Raw genomic sequence first — 13270 nt, forward strand, 5'->3', positions numbered from 1 at the left:
CACGGTAACAAGTCCTCAGACAAGCTGATAGGTGATCTGGGTCATGGGATGACTTCGGTACGCTGTGCGGCGTGACCATTCGCGCGGTGCTGTTCGATTTCTCGGGGACGTTGTTCCGGCTCGAAGCCGACGACAGCTGGGCTCCGGACCTGGTGGCGGCCGACGGCCGGCCCCTGGACGTGGCCGAATCGGCCGAGATACTGGACCGGTTGACCACACCGGTCCATCAGGCCGTGCGGTTCGACGCGCACCACCAACAGGCTTGGGAGCGGCGGGATCTGGATCCGGCCCGGCACCGCGAGGTGTACCGGGAGGTGCTGCGGCAGAGCGGCGTGCTGGGCGACCCGGCGCAGCGGCTGTACGCCCGCATGGTCGACCCGCTGATCTGGACACCGTACCCGGACACCGGCAAGGTGCTGGAGGCGCTGTCGGGCAACGGAATTCACGTCGCGGTGGTCAGCAACATCCCATTCGACATCCGGCCGGCCTTCCGCGCGCACGACTGGGACCGGTACGTCGAGGTGTACGCGCTGTCGTTCGAACTCGGTGCGATCAAACCGGATCGGCCGATCTTCGAACGGACGCTCGAACTGCTCGGCGTCGCGCCCGAGGAAGCGCTGATGGTGGGCGACAGCTGCGAGAACGACGGCGCCGCAACCGAACTCGGCTGCGCCTTCGAATGGGTGAACCCGCTTCCCACCGCCGATCGCCGGACCGGCCTGCTGGACGCACTGGCCCGGCGCGGCGTGCTCTGACCTTCGCGTGACCGCCCGCGCCGGGCTCAGCGCGGCAGACGGGCCATCGCGCGTCCGGCCGAACGTCCGGAGAAGATGCAGCCGCCCAGGAAGGTGCCTTCCAGCGCGTTGTAGCCGTGCACGCCGCCGCCGCCGAATCCGGCGACCTCGCCCGCGGCGTACAGCCCCGCGAAAGGTGTTCCGTCCGAACCGATCACCTGGGAGTCCAGGTCGGTCTGGATGCCGCCGAGAGTCTTGCGGGTCAGGATGTTGAGCCGGACGCCGATCAGCGGGCCGTGCGCGGGGTCCAGGATGCGGTGCGGGGGTGCGACCCTGGCGATCTTGTCCCCGAGTGCGCGGCGCGCGTTGGCGATGGCCATGATCTGGGCGTCCTTGGTGTACTTGTTCGCCACCTCCCGGTCCCGCGCGACGATCTGGCGTTCGAGATCGGCGAGGTCCAGCTGCGGGCCGCGGGCGAGCTTGTTCATCCCGGCGACCAGCTCGGGCAGGGTGTCGGCGACGACGAAGTCCACGCCGTGCCGCAGGAACGCCTCGACCGGCGGGGTAGCGCCCTTGGCGAGGCGGCTCTTGATCAGCAGGCCGCGGTCCTTGCCGGTGATGTCGGGATTCTGCTCCGAACCCGAGAGCATGAATTCCTTCTCCACGATCGATTGGTTCAGCACGAACCACGAGTAGTCGTACCCGGTGGCGAGGATGTCGCGCATCGAGGCGTTGGTGTCGAAGCCGGGGAACGACGGCGCGGGCAGGCGTTTTCCGTTGGCGTCGAACCACATCGAGGACGGTCCGGGGATGATCCGGATGGCGTGGCCGGGCCAGATCGGGTCCCAGTTGTGCAGGCCCTCGGTGTAGTGCCACATCCGGTCGCGGTTCACGATCCGCCCGCCGGCTTGTTCGGTGATGCCCAGCATCCGTCCGTCGACATGTGCGGGGACGCCGGGAATCATCGTCTCCGGACACGGGCCGAGCCGTTCGGCGGGCCAGTTGCGGCGGATCAGCTCGTGATTGTGGCCGATGCCGCCGGAGGAGACCAGCACCGCCGGTGCGCGGAATTCGAACTCTCCCACCACGTTCCGCGAGGAGGCCTTGCCGCGGTCGAGGTCGGTGGGCTCCAGGATCCCGCCGCGCGCGCCGACCACCGCGCCGTACTCGATGATCAGTTCGTCCACCCGGTGCCGGAAGGCGAATTCGACCAGCCCGCGCCGTTCGGCCGCCAGGACCGGCTCCAGGAACACCCGCACCACCTCCGGTCCGGTGCCCCAGGTGAGATGGAAACGCGGGACCGAATTGCCGTGCCCGTCCGCGGTGGAACCGCCGCGCTCGGCCCAGCCCACCAGCGGGGTCACCCGCAGGCCCAGATCGTGCAGGTACTGCCGTTTCTCGGTGGCGGCGAACTCGACGTACGCGCGAGCCCAGCGCCGGCCCCACAGATCCTCGTCCTCGCGGTCGAATCCGGCCGAGCCCTGCCAGTCCTGCCAGGCCAGTTCGAACGAGTCCTTGATGCCGAGGCGGCGTTGCTCGGGACTGTCCACGAAGAACAGTCCGCCCAGCGACCAGAACGCCTGACCGCCGAGGTTGTTGCGATTCTCCTGGTCCAGCACGAGCACCCGGCGGCCGGCGCGGGTGAGTTCGTAGGTGGCCACGAGTCCGGCCAGACCGGCCCCGATGACGATGGCGTCCGGCTGCGGTGACGATGCCACGGGAACTCCTCCGGGTCGGGTGCGCGGACGGGTGGCCGCGCATCGGATACATGAATGTATCGAACTGACACCAACCTAGCAGACGGGTGGCGGCGGGTAGCCGGTTCGTCTCGTGCCGATCCGAGCGGGGGCGACCGGTCGCGGTGAAATATGTCGGTGCCGCGTGGCAAGGTGCGGGGGTGCGTACCATGACCGCCGCCGCGGCCCGCCGGACCGCCCTGGCCGCCCAGGGCTTCGCCGCGCCGCGCCCCGCCTCGACCGATCGCCGCACGATACTGCGCGTGCTGGAGAAAACGCAGGTGCTGCAACTGGATTCGGTGTCCGCGGTGGTGCGGGCGCACTACGCGCCGGTGTTCAGCCGGATCGGCCGCTACGACCGGTCGCTGCTGGACGAGGCCGCCTGGAGTCACACCGCGCGACGTCCCCGCCGGCTGGTGGAGTACTGGGCGCACGAGGCCGCGATGATGCCGGTCGAGGACTGGCCGCTGCTGCGCTGGCGGATGGCCCGGTATCGAAACGGCCGGTGGGGTGGTGCGCGGCAGGTGCTCGAACGCAATCCCACGCTGCCCAAGGACGTGCTCGAGGTCGTGCGCGACTTCGGCGCGTGCACGGCCGGGGAGGTGGAGAAGCATCTCGAACTGGACCGTCCGCGCAGCAAGGACCACTGGGGCTGGAACTACAGCGACACCAAGGTGGTGTGCGAACAGTTGTTCGCCGTCGGGGAGTTGTCGGTGGCCGGGCGGGTCGGATTCCAGCGCCACTACGACCTCACCGAGCGAGTTCTGCCGCCGCAGGTGCTCGCTCGCGAGATCGATGAGCCCGACGCGGTGCGCGAACTCGTCCGCCGATCGGCCACCGCCCTGGGCGTGGGCACCGAACCGGACCTGCGCGACTACTACCGCCTGCATCGCAGCCAAACCGAACCGGCCATCGCCGATCTGGTGGATTCCGGTGAGCTGGAACAGGTTCGGGTGGACGGCTGGGATCGTCCGGCGTATCTGCGCGCCGATGCGCGGGTGCCCAGGCGTATCACCGGGGCCGCGCTGCTGTGCCCGTTCGATCCGCTGATCTTCTTCCGCCCGCGCACCGAACGGATCTTCGACTTCCACTACCGGATCGAGATCTACACCCCCGAACACAAACGCGTGCACGGTTATTACGTGTTCGCCTTCCTGCTGGACGGTGAGCTGGTGGCACGGGTCGATCTGCGTGCCGAGCGGGCGACCGGCCGGCTGCTGGTGCCCGGCGCGTTCGCCGAGCCGGATCGCGACACCCCCAACGTCGCCGCCGAATTGGCGCGCTCGCTGCGGGAGTTCGCCGACTGGCTGGAACTGGATACGGTCGAGGTAGGGGAGCGCGGGGATCTGGCGGGTCTGCTGGCGGCCGCGGCGTCATCGGTGGGCCGAACCCGCTCATGATCCCCGTCGCCGATGCTATTTTCGGTTCATGTCGTGGAATCGGGGGCGGCGCAACGGAATTCTGCGTGGCGGCGCGATGCTGGCCGCCGCGGTACTGATCCTGGGCGGCTGCGGCGGGTCGGCGAGCGGGCCCTCGGGCGGTGCGCCCGCATCCGGCGCCTGGCCGCCGTCGCAGGGGCGTGGGAAATGTGCGGTCGGCAAGCAGGAGAACGTCCCGGCGACGATGCGCGACGGGGTCGTGCTGAAAGCCGATGTGTACCGGCCGAAGACCGCCGATCCGGTGCCGGTGATCCTGATGCGCACGCAGTACGGCAAGTCCGAGGCGCAGGTGAAGCCGTATCGTTTCCAGACTCCGGACTGGTTCGCCTCGCACTGCTATCTCGTTGTCGTGCAGGACATCCGGGGGCAGGGCGCCTCGGGTGGCGTCTTCACCGAGTTCGGCAACGACCGGAACGACGGATACGACTCGGTCGAATGGGCCGCGCGGCTGCCCGGCTCCAACGGTAGGGTCGGTATGTACGGGTCGTCGTATGTGGGTGCCACACAATGGCTTTCGGCGGTCACCGCACCGCCGCACCTGGTCACCATCGTGCCGTCGAACACCGCTTCGGACTACTACGACGGCTGGACCTACGAGGGCGGGGAATTCCGGCTGGCCTTCGTCGAGCCGTGGGCGATGGGGACGATCGCGACGACCGCCGCGCTCAACCGTGGCGATACCGCGACCGCGAAACAGCTTGCCGCCGATGAGGCGCAGTACACCCGGTGGCTGGGATACCGCCCGTATCAACAGTTCCCGCCGATGCACCCGCAGGATCCGGCCGTCGCGCCGTGGTTCTTCGACTGGATCCGGCATTCCGCGCGCGACGACTACTGGAAACAGTGGAGCATTCGCGATCACTATCCGGACGTGCGGGTTCCGGTACTCGATTTCGAGGGCTGGTACGACGCGTTCCTGGCGGGCGGCGCCGAGAACTTCAGCGGGATGGTGCGTTCCGGCGGCACCCCGCAGGCCCGGAGTAATCAGCGGCTGGTCATCGGGCCGTGGGATCACCTCGGGTGGGGACGTCCGGGCAGCGGCGTACCCGCGCCCATGCTCGCCGCCGCCGGGCCCGCGGGCAACAGCCCGGTCAACGACCTGATGCTGGCCTGGTTCGACCACTTCCTGAAGGGGCAGGACAGCAAGGTCGCCGGCCGGCCCACGGTGGACTACTTCCTGATGGGTGCGAACAAGTGGAAGACCGCGTCCGCGTGGCCGCTGCCGAACACCCGCTGGACCACGTACTACCTGTCCGGAAGCGGCGCGAGCGGAGTGTCCGGGCGGCTCGGCGCGTTGCGGACCGCGCCGCCGCAGGATCCGCAGCAGCCGGACGTCTACTACTACGACCCGCTCGATCCGGTGCCCAGCGCCGGAGGGCATTCCTGTTGCGGAGCGTCCTCGGGGCCGCAGGGGCCCTACGATCAGTACGTCGTCGAACAGCGCTCCGACGTGCTGACCTACACCACCGCCGCACTGTCCGCCGACACCGAGCTGACCGGGCCGACCGAGGTGCGACTCTGGGCGTCGTCCACCGCCCCGGACACCGACTTCACCGCGAAACTCGTCGCCGTCGCGCCGGACGGATCCACGGTCAACCTGAACGACGGGATCATCCGCACCCCGTTCCGCGATTCACTGGAGGCTCCCACTCCGGCCGTTCCCGGACAGCCGTATCAGTATCGGATCGAGATCTGGCCGACCAGCTATCTGGTGAAGGCCGGATCTCGTATCCGGCTGGAGATTTCCAGCAGCGACTACCCGCAATTCGCCCCGAATCCCAATACCGGCCAACAGTTCGGCGCTAGTGCCGATACGCAGATCGCGACCCAGACCATCCTGCACGACGCCGCCCATCCGTCCTCGGTGGTGCTGCCGGTCATTCCGCCGGGCGGTGCCGCCTCGAGCAGTTTCCCCATGGACGCGACGAAATAGCGTCGTTCAGGCGGCCTCGGTGGCGATCTCGTCGGGACGTGCGGGTTCGGCCTCGGCCTGCCGTTCCCATCGTCCGGCCAGCCAGGCGCAGACGAACAACTGGATCTGGTGGAAGATCATCAGCGGCAGCACGATCAGGCCGATCGGGTGTCCGGCGAACAGGACCGTGGCCATCGGCAGGCCGCTGGCCAGGCTCTTCTTCGAACCGCAGAAGATCATCACGATCCGGTCGCCGCGATCGAATCCGAGCAGCCGGCTCGCGACCGTGGTCAGCGCCAGCACCACCGCGAGCACCGCGACGCACACCACGACCACCGCCAGCAGGGACAGCAGCGAAATGCCGCCCCAGATGTGTTCCACCATGCTGTCGCTGAACGCGGCGTAGACGACCAGGTACACCGAACCGCGGTCGACCACCTTGGTGACGGTGGCGTGCCGCATGAGCACCTGCAGCGGTCCGCGCAGCAGCTGTCCGGCCAGGAACGGCAGCAGCAACTGCAACACGATCGCCGTAATCGAGCCCATCGACACCGTCGCCTGGCCGGTGGTGTCCATCAGCAGCATGACCAGCAGCGGCGTGACGAACACCCCGAGCAGGTTGGACAGCGACGCGCTCACCACCGCACCGGCCACATTGCCGCGCGCGATCGAGGTGAACGCGATCGAGGACTGCACGGTCGAGGGCAGCAGGCACAGGTAGAGCAGGCCGGTGTACAGGTCGTCGGTGAGCACCGACGGGACCAGCAGTCGCAGCGCCAGTCCGATCAGCGGGAAGACCAGATAGGTCACGGCCAGCACGCTCGAGTGCAGTCGCCAGTGCTTGAGCCCTTCCACCGCCTCGCGTGGCTGCAAGCGGGCGCCGTACAGCAGGAACAGGATGCCGATCGCGATCTTGGTGGCCCAGCTCAGTACGCCGGCGGCCTCGCCTCGGGCGGGCAGGAGCGCGGCGACCAGGACGGCCGCCAGCAGACCCAGCATGAAGGCGTCGATCCGGAGTTTGGCGAGAAGCTGCACAAAGGCACGATACGTGCCGGACGAATGATCGCAAAAGTCGTTCGAACTGATATCTCTGAACGCATAGCATGATGAATATGTTCGATCCGGAACAACTGCGCACCTTCCTGACCGTCGAGCGGGCTGGCGGGTTCACGGCCGCGGGGCGCATTCTGGGACTGCGCCAATCCACCGTCAGCGGCCATATCGCCAAACTCGAGCAGGCGGCCGGGCGGGCGCTGTTCCGCCGCGACACCCGCAATCTGGCGTTGACCGCCGACGGTGCGGCGATGGTCGGCTTCGCCCGCAGCATTCTCGATGCCCAGGCCCACGCCGAACGCTACTTCTCCGAGTCCCGGCTCTCCGGCCTGATCCGCCTGGGCGCATCGGACGACGTGGTGGCCCGGGAACTGCCCGATGTACTGCTGGAATTCCAGCGCAGTCACCCGGGCGTCGACCTGGAGTTGACGGTCGGTCTGAGCGAGACGCTGCGCAACCGGCTCGCGGCCGGGGAACTGGATCTGATGGTGGCCAAGCGGCGGCCGGGGGAGCAGCACGGCGAACTGCTGTGGCGCGACCGGCTGGTGTGGGCGGCGCGTTCGGGCGCGACGGGTTTCACCGATCCGGTGCCGCTGGTGACCTATCCGCCGCCGAGTATGACCCGCGAGGCCGCGCTGCACGCGCTGGAGCAGGCGGGCCGCACCTGGCGGATCGCCTGCGTCAGCGACAGCCAACTGGGCCTGCGGGCGGCGGTCCTGGCTGGGCTGGGCGTCATCGTGCACGCCGAAAGTCTTCTTCCCCCAGGGCTTTTCGCCGTCGCGGATGATCGGCTGCCGAAACTGGGCGATCTGGAGTTCGTACTGCTGCGCCGCCGCAGCCGGTTGTCCGAGCCGGAGCGGGCGCTGTGCGAGGCGATCGTGGCGGGCGCGCGGCGCGAGCACGCGGCGGCGCCCCGTCGTGCCGGGTGAGCACGCCGGAGTGGGCACGATCGCCTGTCGGTGGCCGTCGCTAATCTGGTTTCGTGGCAGATCCAGCGACGTACCGGCCAGCGCCGGGCACCATCCCCGTCGATCCCGGCGTGTACAAGTTCCGGGATTCCTTCGGACAGGTCATCTACGTCGGCAAGGCCAAGAGTCTGCGCAGCCGGTTGAATTCGTACTTCGCCGATATCACCGCGCTGCATCCGCGCACCCGCCAGATGGTGACCACCGCCGCGAGCGTCGAGTGGACCGTGGTCTCCACCGAGGTGGAAGCCCTTCAGCTGGAATACAACTGGATCAAGGAGTTCGATCCGCGGTTCAACGTCCGTTACCGCGACGACAAGAGCTATCCCATGCTCGCGGTGAGCATGAACGAGGAGTACCCGCGGGTATTCGTCTATCGCGGCGCGCGCAAGAAGGGGGTGCGGTACTTCGGCCCGTACGCACACGCCTGGGCGATCCGCGAGACGGTGGATCTGCTGCTGCGGGTGTTCCCGGTGCGCACCTGCTCGGCCGGAGTCTTCAAGCGGCACAGTCAGATCGGCCGCCCGTGCCTGCTCGGCTACATCGACAAGTGCTCCGCGCCGTGTATCGACCGGGTCAGTGCCGAGGAGCACCGGCGCATCGCCGAGGACTTCTGCGATTTCCTGGCCGGTAAGACCGACCGCATGGTGCGCGAGCTGGAACGCCGGATGCACGCCGCGGCAGAGGATTTGGACTTCGAGACCGCGGCCCGCCTGCGCGACGACGTGCAGGCGCTGCGGCGCGCGCTGGAGAAGCAGGCCGTGGTGCTGGGCACCGGCACCGATGCCGACGTGGTCGCCTTCGCCACCGACGAACTCGAGGCCGCGGTGCAGATCTTCCACGTCCGCGACGGCCGGGTCCGCGGTCAGCGCGGCTGGGTGGTCGACAAATCGGGCGATGCGGTCGACCTGGTCGCGCAGGATTCCGCCGCACCCGGCTCGGACCGGGACGCCGCGGGTCTCGGCGGGGATCGGGATGCCGCGAACTCCGCGGGCAGCCAGGAATCCCTCGGCGACCAGGAATCCGTGACCGGCGACGAATCCGCGGCCGACGTGGCGTCCACGGGCCCCGCTCATGGGCGGCGGCCCGTGGAATCCGGTGACGCCGCGGCGCAGGACGCCGCAGTGGGCTTCACGGAGCCGGCGGCGGAGTCCAGCGGTGAACTGGCCGCGCTGGTGGAGCAGTTTCTCACCCAGTTCTACGGTGAGCAGGCCGCGTTCGCGGAGCAGACCAGCACGGAGTCGCCGGGCTCGGTCGTACCGCGCGAGGTGCTGGTGCCCGCCTTGCCCGGTGACCTCGAACAGGTGCAGGGCTGGCTCTCGGGGCTGCGCGGTTCGGCGGTGCAGTTGCGGGTGCCCCAGCGCGGGGACAAGAAGGCGCTGATGGAGACCGTCCAGCGCAACGCCGCCGAGGCCCTGGCTCAGCACAAGCTCAAGCGGGCCGGTGACCTCACCGCGAGATCGGCTGCGCTGCAAGGCATTCAGGACGCGCTGGACCTCGACACCGCACCGCTGCGAATCGAGTGCGTGGACATCAGCCATGTGCAGGGCACCGATGTGGTCGCCTCCCTCGTCGTCTTCGAGGACGGGCTCGCGCGCAAATCCGAGTACCGGCACTACGCGATCAAGGAGGCCGCGGGCGAGGGCCGCTCGGACGACGTCGCCAGCATCGCGGAGGTCACCCGCCGCCGGTTCCAGCGATTGCGCCGCGACCTGGAACTGCTCGAGGCCGAGGACAACCCCACTCCGGGCATCGATCCGAAGACCGGCAAACCCCGCAAGTTCTCCTATCCGCCCAATCTGTACGTCGTCGACGGCGGTGCGCCGCAGGTCGCGGCCGCGGCAGAGGTGCTGGACGATCTCGGCATCACCGACGTCGCGGTGATCGGACTGGCCAAACGCCTGGAGGAGGTGTGGGTTCCCGGCGAACTGGACCCGGTGATCATGCCGCGCAACAGCGAGTCGCTGTATCTGTTGCAGCGCGTGCGCGACGAGGCGCACCGATTCGCCATCACCTTCCACCGCAGCAAACGTTCCCGCCGGATGACCGCCTCGGCCCTGGACTCGGTTCCCGGGCTCGGCCAGGCGCGCCGGACCGCGCTGGTCACCCATTTCGGCTCGGTCGCCCGGCTCGAGCAGGCTACGGTGGAGGAGATCACACAGGTTCCGGGCATCGGGGTGGCAACCGCGAAGGCGGTGCTCGCGGCCTTGCACGGCGAATAGGCGCCGCCTATCAATCGGATGGCACGGTTACGTCTCGATGTCGCCCGGCGCGCGTACCGGGCGCCGGATACGGGAAAAAGGCAGGATGATCGCATGAGCGCCAGCAACGGATCCGGTAGGACATGACCAGCGTGGAGTCGAACGGTAGTGCGTCGGATGCGTCGGCGTCCTCGGCCTCGTCCGGTTCGGCGGCCGGGCGCGCGGTCGAGGTCGTCATCGTCACCGGGCTTTCCGGCGCCGGGCGCGGCACTGCGGCGCGGGTGCTCGAGGATCTGGGCTGGTACGTGGCGGACAATCTGCCGCCGGAACTGATCGAGCGGATGATCGAACTCGGCGTCTCCGCCGATCCGCCCATCCGGCGCCTGGCGCTGGTGATGGATGTGCGCAGTCGCTTCTTCACCGGCAACCTCTCGGCGGTCACCGAGCAGTTGCGCGCCGCGGGGGTGCGCACCCGGGTACTGTTCCTCGAGGCGTCCGACGACGTGCTCATCCGCCGATTCGGATTCGCGCGCCGGCGTCATCCGTTGCAGAGCGAGAGCGCCGACGGCACCCTGTCCGCGGGCATCGCCGCCGAGCGAGCCCGGCTCGACTCGGTGAAAACCGCTGCCGACCTGGTGATCGACACGACAGCTCTGTCGGTTCATCAGCTGCACCGCAAATTGGAGGAGGCATACGGCGGCGGCGCGCCCAAGGCACTGCAGGTCACCATCCAGTCCTTCGGTTTCAAGTACGGAGTGCCGCTGGATGCGGATATGGTGTTCGACTTGCGTTTCCTGCCCAACCCGCATTGGGTACCGGAACTACGTGAGCACACCGGACAGGATGTGGTGGTCAGTGAGTACGTGTTGTCTCGTCCCGGTGCACAGGACTATCTGCAGACCTGTCGCCACCTGATAGACCTGACGACCGACGGCTACCGCCAAGAGGGGAAGCGCTATATGACCGTGGCAGTGGGCTGCACCGGCGGAAAGCACCGCAGTGTCGCCGTGGCCGAGGCACTGGGTGAGGCGTTGGGTGAGGCGAGCGCGGACCCCGTGCGCGTGGTGCACCGCGACCTGGGGCGCGAATGAGTGCCGAGGGGCCGGATTCGGCCCTGGTCGCCCTGGGCGGCGGGCACGGGCTGTACGCGACGCTGACCGCGGCGCGCCGGCTCACCTCCGACGTCACCGCCGTGGTGACCGTCGCCGACGACGGCGGCTCGTCCGGGCGGCTGCGCGCGGAGTTGGGCATGTTGCCGCCGGGCGATCTGCGCATGGCCCTCGCGGCGCTGGCCGAGGAGACCGACGGGGTGTGGGCGCGCACGGTTCAGCACCGTTTCGGCGGAAGCGGCGCGCTGGCCGGACATTCGGCCGGGAACCTGATCCTGGCCGCGCTCACCGAGGTACTCGGCGATCCGGTTGCCGCACTGGACACCGTGGGTTCGCTGCTGCGCTGCACCGGGCGGGTACTGCCGATGTCCCCGGCCGCGCTGACCATCGAAGCCGACGTGTCCGGGCTCGAGGCCGACCCCAGGGTGAGCCGGTGTATCCGCGGACAGGTCGCGGTGGCCACCACGCCGGGTAAGGTGCGGCGGGTGCGCCTGATCCCCTCGGACCCGCCGGCGAGTCCCGAGGCCACCTCGGCGATCGAACACGCCGATGTGGTGATCCTCGGTCCCGGATCCTGGTTCACCAGCGTCATTCCGCACGTGCTGGTGCCGGGATTGCATGAGGCACTGGTACATACGCGCGCCCGAAAAGTCCTGGTACTCAACCTCGCTGCCGAGCCCGGCGAGACCGCCGGATTCTCCGCCGAGCGCCATTTACATGTATTGTCCCAGCACGCACCGGATTTCGCGGTGGACCACGTGGTGGTGGACTCCGGGTCCGTACCCGAGGGTAGGGAACGCGAACATGTGGCAAGAGCTGCCGAACAGCTGCGTGCGCGAGTAACCTTCGCTGATGTCGCCGAGGCGGGGACGGACCGGCACCACCCTGGGAAGTTGGCCGCCGCACTGGATCAGGTGATCCGGGCGCCCCGGCCGGAATCAGCAGGGCTTCGAGTCGAAGGACGGCACATGGGCCAGGATGTGCGGTCCGCGTTGGGTGGAAAGGAGCGGGTCTCGTGGCGATGACAGCCGAGGTGAAAGACGAGCTGAGCCGTCTGTCCGTCTCGCAGGTCTCATCTCGCAAGGCCGAATTGTCGGCGCTACTACGGTTCGCCGGCGGGCTGCACATCGTCGGCGGGCGGGTGATCGTCGAGGCGGAGGTCGATATGGGCTCCATCGCCCGGCGACTACGTCGCGAGATCTTCGAGCTGTACGGCTACGGCTCGGATGTGCACGTACTCGGCGCCGGCGGCCTGCGCAAGACCTCCCGGTACGTGGTGCGGGTGTCCAAGGAGGGCGAGGCGCTCGCGCGCCAGACCGGCCTGCTGGACGTGCGCGGTCGCCCGGTGCGCGGCCTGCCCGCGCAGGTGGTCGGCGGCAGTCTCGGCGATGCGGAGGCCGCGTGGCGCGGCGCGTTCCTCGCGCACGGCTCGCTCACCGAGCCCGGCCGCTCCTCGGCGCTCGAGGTGAGCTGCCCGGGCCCGGAGGCCGCCCTGGCCCTGGTCGGCGCGGCGCGGCGGATGGGCATCCAGGCCCGCAATCGCGAGATCCGCGGCACCGACCGCGTCGTGGTGCGCGACGGTGAGGCCATCGGCGCGCTGCTGACCCGGATGGGCGCGCAGGACACCCGGTTGACCTGGGAGGAGCGGCGGATGCGCCGCGAGGTCCGGGCCACCGCGAACCGCCTGGCCAATTTCGACGACGCGAATCTGCGCCGCTCGGCCCGGGCCGCGGTGGCCGCGGCCGCGCGGGTCGAGCGGGCGCTGGAGATACTCGGCGACGACGTGCCCGACCATCTGGCCGCGGCCGGGAAGTTGCGCGTCGAGCATCGTCAGGCCTCGCTCGAGGAGCTGGGCCAGCTCGCCGACCCGCCGATGACCAAGGACGCGGTCGCGGGCCGGATCCGGCGGCTGCTGTCGATGGCGGACCGCCGCGCCAAGGAACTCGGCATTCCGGACACCGAGTCCGCGGTCACCGCCGAATTGCTCGAAGACGCCTGAGGCATACGCCGGCCGATAGCCGCCGTGGTGCGAACATCCTTGCGCCGCGGCGGCTTTCGTCACTTTCGGGCGGATCGACCGCGGTCCTGTCGGTGCGGGTCGGTATTCTGCGAGGACGTTCT

Annotated in this window: 10 protein-coding genes; 8 read left to right on the forward strand and 2 right to left on the reverse strand. The window is 69.0% G+C overall.

Going from position 1 to position 13270, the window contains the following annotated elements; genetic code table 11:
- Positions 1 to 71 precede the first annotated feature (71 nt).
- A complete protein-coding gene (locus AC5WS7_RS03035; protein WP_495952775.1) occupies positions 72 to 755 on the forward strand; it encodes an HAD family hydrolase in 684 nt (227 codons plus the stop codon).
- Positions 756 to 781: 26 nt separating this feature from the next.
- On the opposite strand, the gene AC5WS7_RS03040 is transcribed toward AC5WS7_RS03035, so the two are convergent.
- On the reverse strand, positions 782 to 2452 hold the full coding sequence (locus AC5WS7_RS03040; protein ID WP_495952776.1) for an FAD-binding dehydrogenase: 1671 nt from the start codon (positions 2450 to 2452) through the stop codon (positions 782 to 784).
- A 179-nt stretch (positions 2453 to 2631) separates the two neighbouring features.
- On the opposite strand from AC5WS7_RS03040, the gene AC5WS7_RS03045 reads away from it, so the two are divergent.
- Positions 2632 to 3870: a winged helix-turn-helix domain-containing protein gene (locus tag AC5WS7_RS03045; RefSeq protein WP_495952777.1), complete on the forward strand. Its 1239-nt coding sequence runs from the start codon at positions 2632 to 2634 to the stop codon at positions 3868 to 3870.
- Between the two features lie 76 nt (positions 3871 to 3946).
- The gene (locus AC5WS7_RS03050; RefSeq protein ID WP_495953727.1) at positions 3947 to 5842 is read left to right on the forward strand and encodes a CocE/NonD family hydrolase; all 1896 of its coding nucleotides are present in this window, start codon (positions 3947 to 3949) and stop codon (positions 5840 to 5842) included.
- 6 nt (positions 5843 to 5848) lie between these two features.
- Here AC5WS7_RS03050 and AC5WS7_RS03055 read toward each other — a convergent pair whose 3' ends face one another.
- Positions 5849 to 6856 carry a bile acid:sodium symporter family protein gene (locus AC5WS7_RS03055; RefSeq protein ID WP_495952778.1) on the reverse strand — a complete coding sequence of 336 codons (1008 nt, stop codon included), beginning with the start codon at positions 6854 to 6856 and terminating at the stop codon, positions 5849 to 5851.
- A 71-nt stretch (positions 6857 to 6927) separates the two neighbouring features.
- Between AC5WS7_RS03055 and AC5WS7_RS03060 the strand changes: the two genes are divergently transcribed.
- The 5 genes from AC5WS7_RS03060 (at position 6928) to whiA (ending at position 13148) form a co-directional block, all read left to right on the forward strand.
- On the forward strand, positions 6928 to 7803 hold the full coding sequence (locus AC5WS7_RS03060) for a LysR family transcriptional regulator (protein ID WP_495953728.1): 876 nt from the start codon (positions 6928 to 6930) through the stop codon (positions 7801 to 7803).
- A 53-nt stretch (positions 7804 to 7856) separates the two neighbouring features.
- Entirely contained in the window at positions 7857 to 10061 is a 2205-nt protein-coding gene (uvrC, locus tag AC5WS7_RS03065; RefSeq protein WP_495952779.1) for an excinuclease ABC subunit UvrC, read from the forward strand.
- 122 nt (positions 10062 to 10183) lie between these two features.
- Positions 10184 to 11131, forward strand: coding sequence for an RNase adapter RapZ (rapZ, locus tag AC5WS7_RS03070; RefSeq protein ID WP_495952780.1), 948 nt, complete (start codon positions 10184 to 10186; stop codon positions 11129 to 11131).
- On the forward strand, positions 11128 to 12174 hold the full coding sequence (locus tag AC5WS7_RS03075; RefSeq protein ID WP_495952781.1) for a gluconeogenesis factor YvcK family protein: 1047 nt from the start codon (positions 11128 to 11130) through the stop codon (positions 12172 to 12174). Before rapZ ends, AC5WS7_RS03075 begins: the two co-directional genes overlap by 4 nt.
- Positions 12165 to 13148, forward strand: a complete 984-nt coding sequence (whiA, locus tag AC5WS7_RS03080; protein ID WP_067889870.1) for a DNA-binding protein WhiA — start codon at positions 12165 to 12167, stop codon at positions 13146 to 13148. Before AC5WS7_RS03075 ends, whiA begins: the two co-directional genes overlap by 10 nt.
- Positions 13149 to 13270: the final 122 nt, after the last annotated feature.

Source organism: Nocardia sp. PLKS1-43 (assembly GCF_059510335.1).